Below are 16009 nucleotides of genomic sequence, written 5' to 3' on the forward strand. Positions count from 1 at the left end.
CGGGAAGCGGCCCCTCGTGGTCGCGCGACCTGCTGGCCGGGTGGACATGGGGACATCGTCCGGTTGGGGAACCGGCGGCCGAGAGACCTGGGCCCCGGTCGCCCCGCGGCGCGACCCGCCCTCCACGGTCGGTCCGGTCGTTACGCTCGTCCGTCGCCGCCGTTCGGCGGAAGGGGTAGCCATGACGTCGGCACCGGGCACCCAGACCGACCGTGAGCTGCTGCGCTCCAGTGGGGCGCTGCTCCTGGGTGGCTTCCTCTTCACCACCGTGGTCACCGTGCTGTTCCATCCCGGTGGCAACGAGGACGTCCACGAGGACATCTTCGCCAGGTACGCGGCGAGCGCCGCGTGGGAGTGGGTGCACTTCGCCCAGTTCGTCGGCGTGCTGGCCGCCCTCAGCGGGCTGATCGTCCTGTATCAGGTGCTGCGGCCGCTGGCCCGGCGACTGTCGGCGTGCGCCGCCGGGACGACGGTGGCGACCGCCGCGGTGTGGGCCGTGCTGCAGGCCGTCGACGGGGTGACGCTGAAGCAGGCCGTGGATGCCTGGGTTGCCGCCGACGGACCCGAGCGGGCCATCCGCCTCGGCGACGCGGAGGTGGTGCGCTGGATCGAGTGGGGCCTGCAGAGCTACTTCCGCGTGACGCTGGGGCTGGCACTGCTCCTGTTCGGCGTGACGATCGTGGTCACCCGCGCCGTGGCCGCCTGGGTCGGCTGGGTTGCCGCACTCGCGGGCCTCGTCTCGGTCGCAATCGGGGTCGATGTGGCCTACAGCGGTCTGGAGAGTCCCTTCCAGGCGCCGGCCGTGCCGGCGTTCCAGGTGCTGACGCTCGTCGTGGGGGTCGGCGTCCTGGTCTCCGCGCGGGCGGACCACGCACGCGTCGCCGCCTGACTGTCGCCGGCCGGTGTGCCGACGACGACCGCCCCGGAGCGGACGTCGCCCGACGCGGTGGGGCGGATCGCGGGCGCCGGGCGCCTCACCGGCTCGGCACGACGGTGACCATCCCGTCACCGGTGAGTCGGCCGGGCGGGCAGCGCCCAGGCACTCGTTCGGGACAGAGGCCCCACCGCCCTTGAACTGGCTACCCCCCTGGGGTATATCTCAGGGTGCAGGCCGCCGAGGAGCGACCGCTCGGGCACACGCTCACCACGCCAGGCGAGCCTTCTGGCCTCCGCGGCCGCTCGGATCTCCAGAGGAGAGGTCATGGCATCGCAGCAGACGACCGCCGTGCTCGAAGTCGCCGGCGTGCACTGGGCGTCGGAGAAGGCCCCCGTCGAACGCGTCCTCGGCCGACGCCCTGGCGTGCTGACGGTCGATGCCAATCCCGTGAGCCAGACCGCGACGGTCACCTACGATCCCGCACGGACCTCGGTGGCCGACCTCGCCGCATGGATCCGCGACTGCGGCTACCACTGCGACGGGCAGTCGGTTCCTCAGCACGTGTGCGATCCGGCGGCCGAGCCGCACGGCCGAGCCGCGCGCCCCGACGGCCACCGGCGGGAAGGGAGCGACGGGGGAGCACCGCACGACCATGCCGGCGCCGACGGCCGCGTGGCGGCACACGGCGATCACCCCGCGATGGCGCCTCAGGACGCGATGGGCCACGGTGGGCACCACGCCGGCATGTCGATGGACGACATGACCAGGGACATGCGCACCCGGTTCCTGGTGGCGGCGCTGCTGTCGATCCCGATCCTGCTGTGGTCACCGATCGGCCGGGAGGTCCTGGGCTTCACCACGCCCGCACCGTTTGGCCTGCGGGACGACGTCTTCTCGCTGATCCTCTCGCTTCCGGTGACCTTCTACTCGGCCTGGATCTTCTTCGCCGGCGCCTGGCGGGCGCTGCGCGGGCGGACGCTGGACATGATGGTGCTGGTCGCCGTCGCGGTCGGCGCCGGCTGGGGCTACAGCGTGGTGATCACGCTGACCGGCGGCGGCGAGGTGTTCTACGAGGCGGCCACCGTGCTGACCGCGTTCGTGCTGCTCGGGCACTGGTTCGAGATGCGCGCCCGCGGCGGGGCCAACGACGCCATCCGCACGCTGCTGGAGCTTGCGCCGCCGCGCGCGGTCGTGATCCGAGACGGGCAGCCGGCCGAGGTGCCCACGGCCGAGGTCGTCGTCGGCGATCTGTTGCTGGTCCGCCCCGGAGCCAAGATCCCCGTCGACGGGACGGTCGAGGACGGCGACTCCGAGGTGGACGAGTCGATGGTCACCGGGGAGAGCCTGCCGGTGCACAAGGCGCCCGGCGACGCGATCATCGGCGCCTCGGTCAACACCACCGGCACGCTGCGGGTCCGGGCGACGAAGGTCGGCTCCGACACCGCGCTGGCGCAGATCGTCGCGATGGTGCAGAAGGCGCAGAACTCCAAGGCACCCGGCCAGCGGCTGGCCGACCGGGCCGCGTTCTGGCTGGTGCTCGTCGCACTCCTCGGCGGCGGTCTCACCCTGGCCGTGTGGCTGCTGGCCGGCGCGTCGTTCGCCACGGCGATGCTGTTTGCGATCACCGTCGTGGTGATCACCTGCCCGGACGCGCTCGGCCTGGCCACGCCGACGGCGATCATGGTCGGCACCGGGCTGGGCGCCCGGCGCGGCGTGCTGTTCAAGAACGCCACCGCGCTGGAGACCGCCGCCCGGATCGACACCGTGGTGATGGACAAGACCGGCACCCTGACCAAGGGCGAGCCGGAGGTCACCGACGTCGTCGTCGACGGCCTGGAGCCCGACGACGTCCTGGCCCTGGCCGCGGCCGTGGAGCGGGAGTCCGAGCACCCACTGGCCGCCGCGATTGCCCGGCACGCCGACACTCTCGGCGTGCCGGCCCTGACCGCGAGCGGCTTCCGCAACGTCCCCGGCCACGGGGCGTCCGCCGAGGTCGCGGGACGTCGGGTTCTGCTCGGCAACGCCACGCTGATGGCCGACGAGGGCGTCGACCTCGGCACCCTCGCCGCCCGCCAGGACGAGCTCGCTCGCAGCGGCCGCACCGCCGTCCTGGTCGCCGTCGACGGACGCGCCGCCGGGGTGATCGCTCTGGCCGACGCCCCGCGGGCGACCTCGGCCGCCGCCGTGGCCGCGCTGCACGAGGCCGGCGTCGAGGTCGTCATGCTCAGCGGCGACAACGAGGCCACCGCCAGGCGCATCGCCGGCCAGCTCGGCGTCGACACCGCCATCGCCGACGTCCTGCCCGGCGACAAGGCCGCGAAGATCACCGAGCTGCAGCGGTCCAGTGAGCGGGTCGCGATGGTCGGCGACGGGGTCAACGACGCACCCGCACTCGCGACGGCCGACCTCGGCATCGCTATCGGCGCCGGCACCGACGTCGCCATCGAGACCGCCGACGTCGTGCTCATGCGCTCCGACCCGCTCGACGTCCCCACCGCACTGACCATCGGCCGGGGCACGCTGCGCAAGATGCGGCAGAACCTGGGCTGGGCCGTCGGCTACAACGCCATCGCCCTGCCCATCGCCGCCGGGGTGTTCGAGCCGGCCTTCGGGCTGGTGCTGCGACCGGAGATCGCCGCCCTGTCGATGTCCGGGTCGAGCTTCCTGGTCGCGGTCAACGCCCTGCTGCTCAAGCGGCTCCGGTTGCCCGCCGCCCCGGAGGCGCCCACGGCTCAGGCGGCGACGGTGCGTTCGCCCGAGCCGTCGGTCGGCTGAGGCCGTGGGCCGATGACCACGGGTCCTCTCGTGGGGCGACGAAGGACCTGAGCACGGTGGGGCGGGTGGGGCTCGAACCCACGACCCAGGGATTATGAGGTCTTTCGGAGGACCCTTCTGACCTGCACCGATCTTGTTATCGCGCGTCTGAGCTGGGACTTTGCAGTTGGTGCGTGTTGGCCGCTTTGGGTCGTTTTCGGACCTTCTGTGGGCGCGGTGTGGGCGCGAGAGGTAGGGGTCCCAGGTAGGGGTATGCCCTTGCTGCCGCATCCGTGCGGTGTTGCCGCCGGCCCGCCGCTGTTACCGGCGGAACGCTTCCGCTGCGATCTGGTCGGTCAGCCAGCTGTCCAGATCCTCGCGGCGGAACATGACCCGTCGTCCTAACCGGAAGCCGCGGGGGCCGGCGCCGAGATGGCGCCAGTACCGCAGCGTGGCGACCGGGGTCCGGAGGTAGGTGGCGGCCTCCGGCAGCGTGAGCAGGTGTGGAGCTCCGGGGACCGTCTCGTCGGCGTGCACGTCGGCTCCTTCGCGGTTCGGGTCCCGCACCGTGCATCGGAGACCTCCGGTTCCGCTCCAGGCGATCTGCAGTTCCACTCCGGTCGTCGGGACCACCGTTCCGCGTACGGACGGTGTTCAGATCGGTCGTCCCGCTGCCCTCCGGTCGCGGACGAAGAGGCGTCGATCGAAGGCCTGGTGCACCTCACGGAGCGCGGCGCTCAGGTCGTGCAGGTCCCGGTCGTAGACACGGCCGTCGTCGATTTGGCGAGCGAGCTCGTGCAGCAGTTGCGCCCAGTCCCGTCGTGTCGGAGTCGCGGGCACCCGGACTTCGACGGGTCGCTCGACGACTCGTACGGCGGCCAGTCCCGAGGCGGCAGCACGGGCTTGCTCCCAGGCGCGCTGCCGGCACGACACCGAGCACCACTTCGGAAGCCGTCCACGCGCCTTCAACTCGAGCTTCTGGCCGCACCAGCCGCACGTGGCGGCCGCACGCCGGCGATCGTCTGCTGTTGGCGCTGGCGGCGATTCTGAGCTCTCATGCGGCTCAGGACGCTGCTGGCCCGAGCGCTCACCGCGCGGTTGGTCACGCCCTGGTAGGGCCTCGTGTCGTCCGCTTGAACGCCTGGCCATAGGCGCAGCGTATTCATCACGACGGAATAAGTCGCCCGACGTGCAAGAGGTGTGTCCCTCTTGATCTTGTGAGTCTGCAGTAGGCCTTGGATGGCGTTCTGTGACGGTGGGCAACCAGCGCAGGGGTGGCATCGATGACTGGTCCTGGTCGCGGTGGTGTCCCTAAGGGCGGCTTTAGGGACAGGCGCCGCTCGACCGTCGCAGGTTGCATCGGCGCCTCATGGCATCCACTCCGGGTTGTATTCCGGGTGATCGGCGTATGGCACGGCCATGAAGCGGAGGACCAGGCCGAGCGCTTCCACAGCGCCCAGAGGCTCTGATGGCGTGGGATCGTCGCCTGCTGTCGCGGTGACAGCGTCCTGGGCGCTTCTGTGGGCTGAGAGAATCCGCCGCTTGGCGTCGCACTCGGCGAGCACGCGCTCAGGGTCGTTCCGAACGATGTGACGAGCCGACGCCTGATCCATCAACTGCTTCCACGGGCCACAGGCGACAGGGACGCTGGTTCCATCGAGGAAGACCGCATCCCCCGCGCCGCTCCAGTACCAACCGGCGGTCTCGCGGGAATCGATCACCCTTACCGCCGCGCGGGCTGCTGACTCGTCCTCGGTGATGCGAGCCAGAAGGAATGCGGGGAGGTTCTCCACGCGCCGATCTTCCCGCGATCCCCCGCGTGAACCAACGTGTCCCTAAGTGGGCCGCTCTGGGGCGACTGCTTGGTCGGCTGCCGTACCGGGGGCCTGGGGGCGGGCCTAGATCGCGAGACGTCTAGCTGCCGGCTGCCGGGTCGCCGGGCGCCCGGACCTCGGCCATCTGATCCTCGGTCAGCTCGCAGCCTCCAACGCAGTCGAACTCGGCCACCGCGTCGCCCGTCCACCCAACAGCGGCCCGCTCACCGCAGCTGGGACATGCCCCCCAGGTCACTCGCTCGCTCATACCCGCCTCGCCACCGAGGCCCCGGAGACGGCTTCCCCGGAACTTGACAGTGTTAAGTCTCCCCGGGCGGCGACGCGCACGCTATCTGAGCGATTCACACCGTCCCCCGAGCCTGAGCTCGGCCCGGGGCGGCCAGGAGGAGGAGTCACTCCGGGTGTGCCCCGAGTCAGGGTTAGACCCGCACCGCGGAGCGCCCGTTCACCCCTCCCAAAAACCCTCCATACCCCTCTGGCCAGGCCGTCTATCGGAGGATTAGGTAGTTCTACCGATGGACCGCTCAGCCTGGTGGGCGTGAGACCTCTCGCCCCGAGTGGGCCGCTATGGGGTCAGAGGGCGGCCCATGGGACAGGTGTGAGTTCGGCGTGGCCAGTCAGCCGCGCAGTCGCCGCCAGGCCGCCGGGGTCGCGGACCCATAGACGAGGCCGAGCAATCGGAACGGCTCGGTGGCCTTCGACTGACGGGCGTGCAGCCGCCTGCAGGACGACCTCATCCCCGGGAGGCGTGGCCCTGGGACGTCACACGGCAGCGAGACCTCCATCGACGGTCAGCGTCGTCCCCGTGACGTACGAGGAGGCGGGGGAGGCCAGGTAGAGCAGTGCGCTGTCGAGCTCGTGCTGCTCCCCGAACCGGCCGAGGATGCTCTGGGCGGCCACCATCTCGCGCAGGACCGTGTCGTCACCAGCGGTCATCTCGCTGGCGAAGTAGCCGGGGCACAGGGCGTTCACCCGGATCCCCCTGCGGCCGGACCACTCCTGCGCCAGGTCGCGGGTCAGCCCGATCACGCCTGCCTTGCTGGCGGCGTAGGACGCCTGCGGGAAGCGGGGGGCGACCAGGCCGAGCACACTGGCGACGTTCACGATCGCCGACCCCGGGGGCATGGCCGGGGCACACGCTTGGGCCATCCAGAACGTGCCCCGCAGGTTGACGTCGATGACGCTGTCGAAGGACTCCGGCGTTTCTCGCGAGGCCGGTACGGCCGTGCCGAGGCCGGCGTTGTTGACCAGGACGTCGATCCGCCCGAACTCCTCGACGGCGCGGGCGGCGACCGCGCGACAGTCCTCCGGCGAGCTCACGTCCGCGACCTGCGTGACCACCCGGCTGCCCGACGCCCGCAGCCGCTCCGCGTGCTTCTCCAGGAGGTGGGACCTACGCGCCGCCAGGACGAGGTGGGCCCCCACGGCCGCCAGCGCACGCGCGAAGCCCACTCCCAGGCCGGAGCTGGCGCCGGTGAGCACCACGACCCGTCCGTCCAGGCGGAAGGCGTCCAGCGGCGAGGCGGTGGACGTCGGCGCGCTGCCCATGGCCGTCCCGGTGAGTGTCATGTGAGCGGCCTCCGGGATGCAGCAGTCGAGTGGGAACGGGTGGAGGGCGGGTGCGTCATTCGACGGCCCCGGCCCGGAGGTCGCACTGGCCGGCGGGCGTCAACGGAGCGCAGGCGACCACCGGCATCCCGAAGGCGCTCAGCCGTCCGGCGTGCCCGTGATCGTCGGTGAGCAGGACCACAGAGCGGACGCCGAGGTCGCGCAGCACGTGCGCGGCCACCCGGTCCCGATCCGCGGGTACGGCGACGCCGGTTGGTTGCCCGCCGCACGCCGCCCCGCCGCGCACGTAGACCACGACGCCGTTCCCTGCCGTGGCGACGGCGTCCAGCGCTGCCGCCAGGTCGCCGGCGCACCGGCACCGCACCGAGCCGAGCAGGTCCCCCGCCAGGCACTCGTCGTGGACCCGCACGGGAACGGCGTCTGCGTCCGCGACCGCCCCGGCCACGACGGCAAGGTGTTCCGTGCCGCCGCGCACGTCGACGTACGTGTGCTGCGTCAAGAGCCCGCGCCGGGTGGCCAGAGGGGCGACCGCGGCGGGGTGGACCAGGGGTTCCGCCCGTTCCCTGTGCCGGACGACGTCCTCCACCCGAACGGTCGTCAGGTCGGCCAGCGCCGTCGGCAGCGGCTCGGACACGGACTCGGGGATCGCCGCGAACACCGCGGCGGGGACGAGTCCGGCCAGGCGGCAGAGGTCGGCCGCGGCCTCGGGGGGCGCCGGGCGCTCCAGGACACCACCCGGGCGCACCTGCACCGGCACGACGTGTCCCGGGCGGACGAGGTCCGCCGGTGTCGTCGACGGGTGCGCCAGTGCACGGACCGTGCGGGCTCGCTCGAGTGCGGAGATCCCCGTCGTCAGCCCGGCGCCGGCGTCGACCGACACGGCGAAGGCCTCGCGGCCAGCGTCGTCGGCCTCCATGAGCGGGATGTCGAGGGCCGCCAGCCGTTCCCCCTCGATGGCCACGCAAGCGAAGCCGCTGCTGTAGCGCACGAGCAGCGCCATGGTCCGGCCGGTCACCCGTTCCGCGGCGATCACCAGGTGCCGCTCGCGGGCGTGGGTGAGGACCACCGGCTCGCCCCGGCGAAGCGCGGCCAGGGCGCTGGGCGCGCCGTCGACCATCTCCGTGCGCTCGGCGAGCACCGCCCCGGTCATCGCCGGCCGCCCGGCAGGCCAGGGAGAGCGGGGTCGCGCCGCGCCGATACCAGCTCGGCGAAGCGGACGACCTCGTCCGCGACCACGTGCAGCTGCTCCAGGACCCGATGGTCGCTGCACATCCCGTCCGCGAAGCTGCACTGCGCCGAGTTGATGGCGGCGCCGTAGGGGGTGACCCACCCGCGCAGGGCGTGCACGATCGCCCGCAGCGCCGTCAACGTCGTCACCGAGGCCTGCCAGCCGTAGGCGGTGACGATCAGCCCGACGGACCGGTCGGCGAGGTACGGCAGCCGGTCCTCCCGCATGTCCTCGGTGTAGTCGAGGGCGTTCTTCACCATCCCCGAGAGCGAGCCGTGGTAGCCGGGGGAGGCGACGATCACCCCGTCGGCCCGCCGCAGCTCGGCGACGAGCTCCTCGGCGACCGGGCCCCCGCTGCCGGAGTCCGGGGCGTACATCGGCAACTGGGCCAGCTCCGCGCCGGTGAAGGCGCGCGTCGTGGCGCCCAGCTCCTCCGCGCGGCGCATCGCGGTGCGCAGTGCCTGCTCGCTGGACGAGCCCGGACGCACCGTCCCGCCGAGGCCCACGACGTGCAGCGGCCGCGCCCCGTCCCCTCCCCGGCCCGGTCGCGCGGCGGTCGCCGGGTCCACGTCAGGCCCCCGCCGGCACGGCCGGCCGACTGGCGGCGGCGACCCGTCGCTGGCTGACCTGCGGTGTCCAGTGGTCGGGCTCGTCGGCCCACAGGTCGCGCAGCTGCGGGATGACCTGGGTACCGAACAGGTGGGTGTTCTCGGCCGCGGTCTCCTCCGGGAGGTTCCCCATGTGCAGCGAGGCGATGAGCTGGCCGACGCGCAGCTCCGTGGCCAGCTCGCGCAGGCGCTGGGCCACGCGGTCGGGCGTGCCCGCGACGATGTAGCCCTTCTCGTCGTACTCCCAGAAGCTCATCTCCCCGCGGACCGCCCGCTCCCGGTCGGCGGCCGCCGCGGGGTTGGTCGTGTGCTTGAGCGTCTGGGCGAGGGTCCGCGTCGAGTTGTAGCCCGGGGGCGTTGCGTACCGCATGGCGGGGTTGCGGACCCGCTGGAAGTACTTGACTGCCTCGTAGTACTTCGCCTCCGCCTCGGCGTCGGTGTCGGCCACGCAGACCAGCTGGGTGAAGGCCATGCGGTGGGGGTTCATGTCGCCGTCGTGTGTCGCGACGTAGTCCCAGTAGCCGTCCACCAGCGGCTTGGCCGCCTGCAGGCCGGAGAAGGAGAGGTGCCCGTAGCAGTAGTTCTCCCGGGTCACCAGATCCCACGTCTCGACGCTGCTCGACCCGGGGATCCAGATGGGCGGCCGCGGCTGGATCGGCCGGGGCCAGAGGTTGACGTAGCGCAGCTGGGTGTACTTGCCGTTGAAGGCGAACGGGTCGCGCTCCTCCCACGCGCGCAGGACGAGCTGGCGTGCCTCGTGGAAGCGGTCGCGCAGCTCCACCGGGGTGCGGGCGTAGGCGAAGGCCGAGTCCATCGGGGTGCCGAAGACGAAGCCGGCGATGAGCCGTCCCTCGGACAGGCAGTCCAGGTAGGCCATCTCCTCGGCGACCCGGGTCGGGGGGTTGTAGAGCGCCAGCGAGTCGCCGATCACCAGGATCGCCGCGTTCTGGGTGCTGCTCGCGAGGCTCGCGGCGAGCAGGTTGGGCGACGGCGTCATCGCGAACGGCGTCTGGTGGTGCTCGTTGACCGCGAGCCCGTCGAAGCCGTCCCGGTCGGCCTGCTGCATGAGGCGGATGAACATCCGGTAGTTCTCACCCACGCGACCGGGGTCGGCCATGTCGATCGGGCTGTCGACCCACGCTCCCTGGCCGGGGGCCGGGAACTGGTCAGGGAGCCCGTCGTAGGTCACTTCCGCGAACCAGTGGAACTTCATCGTCGCCTCATCCCGGACTGTTGCGTCCTCGTCGCCCGCTGGGAACGGGCTCACTGTCGAACGCCCGCGCGGCGCCGGACAACGGACAGCGGCCCACACGTGTCCGGGCGGCGGTGGGCAGCGTCACACCCGTCGGAGCGCGCGTGCCGACGGCGGACGACGACGCCGGGTGTGGAGAGGTGTCCACCTCCCAGGGGGCAGGAGTGTGCGTTTCCCCCTGTCCTCGCGCGGGCGCGACTGCGCACACTCGACGGGGGGTGAGGTTGGTCACAGTGCGGGCCCACCTGGGGAAACGCTCCCGAGCGGTTGCGAGCTGCCGTACGGTGCCTGACGCGGAGGTGACCCGGGCCACATGACCAGCGCACCAGTCGCGATGACGAGCCGGCGCGTGCCGGCGGCCGGCGTGCAGGCTGCCCGCAACGGCGGTGTCCCGCGCAGCGGGCCCGCCGGGACGGCGGCGCACCGGGCCATCGCCCACCTGCTGCACCTGCTCGCCGAGGAGGCGCCCGCCGAGGCATTCGACCGGCTCTCGCGCAGCGTGCTCGACGCGACCGCACCCTCCGACCGGGATCTCGCGCTGACCGCGCTGGCGCGGGCCGGGCGGGTCCGGGAGCTGCTCGCCCACCGCAAGCGCCGGGAGAAAGAGACCCAGGCGCTGTACGAGAGCGCCCGCGACCTCGCCTCGCTGCGGGACGGCGAGCAGGTGCTCGAGGCGATCGTGCACCGGACCCGCCAATTGCTGGGCACCGACGCCGCCTACCTGGCCCTGGTGGACCCCGACACGGGCGAGGTCTACATGCGGTTGACGCTGGGCACGGTCACCACGCGGATCGAGTCGGTCCGCCAGCGACCGGGGCAGGGCATCGGCGGGCGCATCATCCGGACCGGCCGGCCCTATGCGACGGCCAACTACCAGGCCGACCGGAGCCTCGACCGCGATCCCTCGGTCGCCGACGCGGTGGTCGAGGACGGCATCGTCGGCATCATCGGTGCACCGCTGCGCGTCGGCGGTGACGTGGTCGGCGCCCTCTTCGGCGCCAACCGGTACGAGCACTCGTTCGAGCCGACCGAGGTCGCGCTGCTGTGCTCACTCGCCGACCACGCGGCGATCGTCATCGAGAACGCTCGGCTGTTCGAGCGCGCCGAGCGGACGGCCGAGGAGCTGCGGACGGCCAACGCCCAGCTGCGCGTGCAGGGGCAGGCGCTGGAGCGCGGCACCTCGGCGCACGGGCAGCTGATGCGCACGGTGCTGCGGCGGGCGGACATGGCCGAGCTGATCGACGCGATCGGCGCGATCCTGGAGGGCGAGGTCGCGCTCGTCGACCCGAACGGCCAGGTCGTGGCCAGCACGCGGGCCGGCCACGCCCCTCCCGTCGCCGACCCGCCGGCCGCGGGCGGGGAGCCGGACGGGTCGACCACGGCCCGGCCAGGGGGCGCGCACCGGCTTGACGGGCCGGCCGACGTCGGCACCGAGAACTGGGCAGTGCCCGTGCAGGCGGGACCGGACTCCTTCGGGCACCTGGTCTTCCGCGCCGGCAAGCCGCTCCTGGAGGCCGACGTGCGCATCCTCGAGCGCTCGGCGCAGACGGCGGCGCTCCTGCTGCTGATGGAGCGGCAGGCGGCGGCGGCCGAGCAGCACGTGCGCGGGGAGGTCATCGCCGACCTTCTCGCCGAGCGGGAACCCCGCTGGGACTCCTTCACGCGCCGGGCCAAGCGCGCCAGCGGCATCGACTTCGACGTGCCGCACTCGGTGCTCGTACTGACCGCCGGCGGCGTGCCGCGCCGACGCCTCCTCCGGGCGGCGGCGGACTACGCGGCCACCCGCCGTGGGCTGGCCAGTGAGCACGCCGGGAAGGTGGTGCTGCTGCTCCCGGGGATCGACGAGGCCACCGCGGGCCGCACGGTCAAGCCGCAGCTGGACCGGATGACCGGCGGGCAGGTCACCTGCGGCGTCGCCGGACCGGCCGCCTCGGCGGCCGCGGTGCGGGAGCTGCACCGCAGCGCCGACCGGTGCCACCGGCTCCTGCTCGCGCTGGGGCGAGAGGGGCAGGCCGCCGGCGTGGAGGACCTGGGCGTCATCGGCCTGGTGCTGAGCGGCACCTCCCGCGAGCAGCTGCAACAGGTGCTCGCCGAGACCTTGGGCCCGGTCGTCCGCTACGACGAGGAGCACGGCACCCCGCTGGTCGAGACGCTGTCGGTCTTCTTCTCGGCGGGGCAGAACCCGCGGGCGGCGGCCCGCTCACTCCGGGTGCACCCCAACACCGTCTACCAGCGCCTCGAGCGGGTCGACGTCGTGCTCGGGCACCGGACGTGGCGCGAGCCGCAGGGCGCGCTGGCCATGCAGATGGCCCTCCAGCTCCACCGGGTCGTCCAGCAGGTCCCGATCGAGGTGCTGGTCGGCGCATGAACGGTCCAGGTCAGCGCCCCGCTCCGTCCGATCGCGCACCGGCGCAGTCCGTCGTCCTGGCGCGGCTGCTGGACGTGCTCGCCGACGAGGGGCCGGTCGCGGAGATCGACGCGCTCGCCGCCCAGGTGCGCGAGGCCCCGCAGTCCCCGGACCGCCAGGTGCTGCTGCTCGCGGCCGAGGACGCCCGCCGCATCCGGGAGCTGCTGGCGCAGCGCGAACGGCGCGAGGCGGAGATGCAGGCGCTGTACGAGACCGCCCGCGACCTCACGTCGCTGCGCGACGTCGACGGCGCCCTGCACGCGATCGTGGACCGGGTCCGCCGACTGCTGGGCGCGGACCTCACCTACATCGCGCTGGTCGACGAGGAGACCGGAGACGCCTACATGCGGGTCACCTCGGGCGCGATGACGGCGCCGATCGAGACGGTGCGCCAGCCCCGGGGCTGGGGCATCGGCGGACGGGTTATCGAGACGGGTCAGCCGATCGCCACGGCCGACTACCTGGCCGACCCCCGCCTCGCGCTCTCGCCCTCGGTCGCGGCCGCTGTCCGCGAGGAGGGCATCGTCGGCATCGCCGGCGTCCCCATGAAGCTCGGCTCGCAGGTCATCGGTGCGCTCTTCGCCGCCGACCGCCGCCGGCGGACGTTCGATCAGGCGGAGATCGCCCTGCTGTCGTCGCTCGCGAACCACGCCTCCGTGGTCATCGAGAACGCGCGCCTGTTCGCGGGCGTGCGGGCGTCCACCGAGGAGCTCCGCGAGGCCAACGCCCGCCTGTCCGAGCAGCGGCACGTGCTGGAGCGGGCCAGCGCCGCCCACGAACAGCTCATGCCGCTCGCCCTCAGCCGTGCCGACCTCGGCCAGTTCGCCGAGACGGTCAGCCGCATCCTGGGGGGTGCCGTCGAGCTGGTGGACACCGAGGGCCGGCTGCTGGCCACGGCGGACGGTCCGGCCGGTGGGGACGACGACGGCCCGGTGCCGGCGCCCGCGGTCGTCCGGGTCCGGGCAGGCAAGGAGGTCTTCGGGAGCCTGCGGCTGACCCGCGCCACCCCGCTCACCGAGGCCGAGATGCGGACGCTGGAGCGCGCGGCGCAGACCGCCGCCCTGCTGGTGCTCATGGAGCGACAGACGGCGCTCCTGGAGGAGGAGCTGCGCGCCGAGCTCCTGGACGACCTGCTCGCCGACGGGACGCCGGACTGGGACGTCGTGCGCCGGCGGGCCGAGCGGCTCGGCGTGCTGCGCCCGGGGGAGCTGCAGACGCTGGTGGTCTGCTCGGCTACCGACGTGCCGCTGTCGGCCCTGCTCACCGCCGCCGGCGCCCTGGCCGCCCGCTCGGGCGGCCTGGCCAGCGAGCACAGCGGATCGGTGGTCGTGCTGCTGCCCGGCACGGACGGGGGGACGGCGGCGCGGACGGTCGCCGCCGAGCTTGGACGGTTCGTGGGCGCACCGGTGACCGCGGGTGCCTCCGGGCAGGCCGCGACGGCGACCGACCTGCACGCGCTGCACCGGGAGGCAGCCCGCGGCCACCGGCTTCTGCTCGCCCTCGGGCGGGAGGGCGACGGGGCGATGCTCCAGGAGCTGGGCATCGTCGGTCAGTTGCTCGAGGGCGCGACCCCTGGGCGGGTTCAGCGGGTGGTCGACCGGGTGCTCGGGCCGTTGACCGCCTACGACGCTCAGCACTCAGCGGCGCTGTTCGACACCGTGGAGGCCTACTTCGCCTGCGGGCAGAGCCCGCCGGAGGCGGCGCGCCGGCTGCAGGTGCACGTCAACACCGTCTACCAGCGGCTCGAGCGCGTCGACCGGGTCCTCGGCGGTACCGGCTGGCGGGAGCCGCAGGGTGCCCTCGAGATGCAGATGGCGCTGCAGCTGCACCGGGCCACCGGGCGGGCGGCCGACGCGAGGTCGACGCCCACCCGGTGAACCGAGGCCCGGCGGTCACCCGACGGCCAGGTGCCCGCCGTCCCCGGCCTGCTCGCGGAGCCGGAACTTCTGGATCTTGCCGGTGGAGGTCTTGGGCAGCGGGCCGAACACCACGGACTTCGGTGCCTTGAAGCGGGCCAGCCGCCCGCGGACGTGCTCGACGATCTCCGCCTCGGTGACCTCGGCGTGCTCGTGCAGGGTCACGTAGGCGACCGGGACCTCGCCCCAGCGCTCGTCCGGGGCGGCGACCACCGCGACCTCCAGGACGGCGGGGTGCTCCGCGATGGCCTGCTCGACCTCGACGCTGGCGATGTTCTCCCCGCCGGAGATGATCACGTCCTTGCTGCGGTCGCGCAGCTCGACGTAGCCGTCGAGGTGCACGACGCCGAGGTCGCCGGTGCGGAACCAGCCGTCCGGCACCGCCCGCCGCGTGGCCTCCTCGTCCTTGAGGTAGCCGAGCATCACGTTGTTTCCGCGCAGGGCGATCTCGCCGACCGAGACGCCGTCGGCGGGGACGTCCTGCCCGTCGGAGCCCACCACGCGGGCGGTGCAGGAGATCATGTTGCCGACGCCCTGCCGGGCGCGCAGCCGGGCCTTCGCCTGGTGGTCCAGGCCGTTCCACTCCGGGCGCCAGTCGCAGATCATCGCCGGTCCGAACGTCTCGGTCAGCCCGTAGAGGTGGGTCACCTCGAACCCCAGCTCCTCCATCCGGCGCAGGATCGCCGGGCTCGGCGGCGCGCCCCCGGTCGCCACCCGCACCGGTGTGGGCACCGGGGCCGCCTCCTCGGCGTAGGCGAGCATCGACAGCACCGTCGGCGCGCCCTCGAGGTGGGTGACCCCCTCGGCCCGGATCAGCCGCCACACCTCGGCCGGGTCGACCTTCGGCAGGCAGACATGCGTGCCGCCGGCCGCGGTGACCGCCCACGGGAAGCACCAGCCGTTGCAGTGGAACATCGGCAGCGTCCACAGGTGCACCGCGGACGGCGACAGCTGCGTGTGCGCCACCATCGCCAGGGCCTGCAGGTAGGCGCCCCGGTGGTGGTACATCACGCCCTTGGGCCGCCCGGTCGTGCCCGACGTGTAGTTGATCGACAGCAGCGTCCGCTCGTCGTCCGGCCGCAGGGCCAGGGGAGCGGCCCCGGCGAGCAGCTCCTCGTAGTCCGCGCCCGCGCGGAGCCGCCGCGGCGGCTCCGTCACCTGCGCGAGCGCCGCGTCGACGACCTCGTCGAACGCCGGGTCGTGCACCAGGACGGCGGACTCCGAGTGCTCCAGGATGTAGGCGATCTCCCCGGCCGACAGGCGGGTGTTGACCGCGACGAGGGGCACCCCCGCCCACGGCACGCCGAAGTTCGCCTCGAGCAGCACGTGTGTGTTCGGGGCGAGGACCGCCACAGGCCGGCCCTGCGCGAGGGGGGCCAGCGCGCCGGCCAGCCGCCGCGCCCGGTCGTGCAGCTCGGTGTAGGTCCAGCGCCGGTCTCCGTCGACCACCGCCACCCGGTCGCCGTGGGCCGCGGCCGCCCGGTCCAGGTAGGAGATCGGCGTCAGCGGCTCGAAGGCGAGGGCGTCCAGATCCGGCGTCGTCATCAGGGTCCATCCTCGGGA

The 16009-nt window shown here is 73.2% G+C and carries 11 protein-coding genes; 4 read left to right on the forward strand and 7 right to left on the reverse strand.

Annotated elements, in window-relative coordinates:
- Positions 1-181: 181 nt before the first annotated feature.
- Both BMZ50_RS03820 and BMZ50_RS03825 read left to right on the forward strand, forming a co-directional pair.
- Complete coding sequence (locus tag BMZ50_RS03820; protein WP_091321422.1) at positions 182-889, forward strand: hypothetical protein; 708 nt, start codon at positions 182-184, stop codon at positions 887-889.
- 312 nt (positions 890-1201) lie between these two features.
- Entirely contained in the window at positions 1202-3652 is a 2451-nt protein-coding gene (locus tag BMZ50_RS03825; protein ID WP_091321424.1) for a heavy metal translocating P-type ATPase, read from the forward strand.
- Between the two features lie 300 nt (positions 3653-3952).
- Here the strand turns inward: BMZ50_RS03825 and BMZ50_RS03830 are convergent, their stop codons facing one another.
- The 6 genes from BMZ50_RS03830 to BMZ50_RS03860 form a co-directional block, all read right to left on the reverse strand.
- On the reverse strand, positions 3953-4168 hold the full coding sequence (locus tag BMZ50_RS03830; protein ID WP_091321924.1) for a helix-turn-helix transcriptional regulator: 216 nt from the start codon (positions 4166-4168) through the stop codon (positions 3953-3955).
- An 830-nt stretch (positions 4169-4998) separates the two neighbouring features.
- A complete protein-coding gene (locus BMZ50_RS03840) occupies positions 4999-5424 on the reverse strand; it encodes a DUF6221 family protein (protein ID WP_091321425.1) in 426 nt (141 codons plus the stop codon).
- 804 nt (positions 5425-6228) lie between these two features.
- Positions 6229-7035: an SDR family NAD(P)-dependent oxidoreductase gene (locus tag BMZ50_RS03845; RefSeq protein ID WP_245753328.1), complete on the reverse strand. Its 807-nt coding sequence runs from the start codon at positions 7033-7035 to the stop codon at positions 6229-6231.
- Between the two features lie 55 nt (positions 7036-7090).
- Positions 7091-8185, reverse strand: a complete 1095-nt coding sequence (locus tag BMZ50_RS03850) for a 3,4-dihydroxy-2-butanone-4-phosphate synthase (protein WP_091321427.1) — start codon at positions 8183-8185, stop codon at positions 7091-7093.
- Positions 8182-8832, reverse strand: a complete 651-nt coding sequence (locus BMZ50_RS03855) for an NADPH-dependent FMN reductase (RefSeq protein WP_177212630.1) — start codon at positions 8830-8832, stop codon at positions 8182-8184. Before BMZ50_RS03855 ends, BMZ50_RS03850 begins: the two co-directional genes overlap by 4 nt.
- A 1-nt stretch (position 8833) precedes the next feature.
- Complete coding sequence (locus BMZ50_RS03860) at positions 8834-10084, reverse strand: LLM class flavin-dependent oxidoreductase (RefSeq protein WP_091321429.1); 1251 nt, start codon at positions 10082-10084, stop codon at positions 8834-8836.
- A 352-nt stretch (positions 10085-10436) separates the two neighbouring features.
- On the opposite strand from BMZ50_RS03860, the gene BMZ50_RS03865 reads away from it, so the two are divergent.
- Both BMZ50_RS03865 and BMZ50_RS03870 read left to right on the forward strand, forming a co-directional pair.
- On the forward strand, positions 10437-12491 hold the full coding sequence (locus BMZ50_RS03865; protein WP_091321431.1) for a helix-turn-helix domain-containing protein: 2055 nt from the start codon (positions 10437-10439) through the stop codon (positions 12489-12491).
- Complete coding sequence (locus BMZ50_RS03870) at positions 12488-14407, forward strand: helix-turn-helix domain-containing protein (RefSeq protein ID WP_091321433.1); 1920 nt, start codon at positions 12488-12490, stop codon at positions 14405-14407. The genes BMZ50_RS03865 and BMZ50_RS03870 overlap by 4 nt, the downstream gene beginning before the upstream one ends.
- 15 nt (positions 14408-14422) lie before the next feature.
- Here the strand turns inward: BMZ50_RS03870 and BMZ50_RS03875 are convergent, their stop codons facing one another.
- Positions 14423-15991 (reverse strand): AMP-binding protein, encoded by a 1569-nt coding sequence (locus BMZ50_RS03875; RefSeq protein ID WP_177212631.1) that lies wholly within the window; start codon positions 15989-15991, stop codon positions 14423-14425.
- Positions 15992-16009: the final 18 nt, after the last annotated feature.

Origin of the sequence: Geodermatophilus ruber, from assembly GCF_900114385.1 — a bacterium.
GTDB lineage: Bacteria > Actinomycetota > Actinomycetes > Mycobacteriales > Geodermatophilaceae > Geodermatophilus > Geodermatophilus ruber.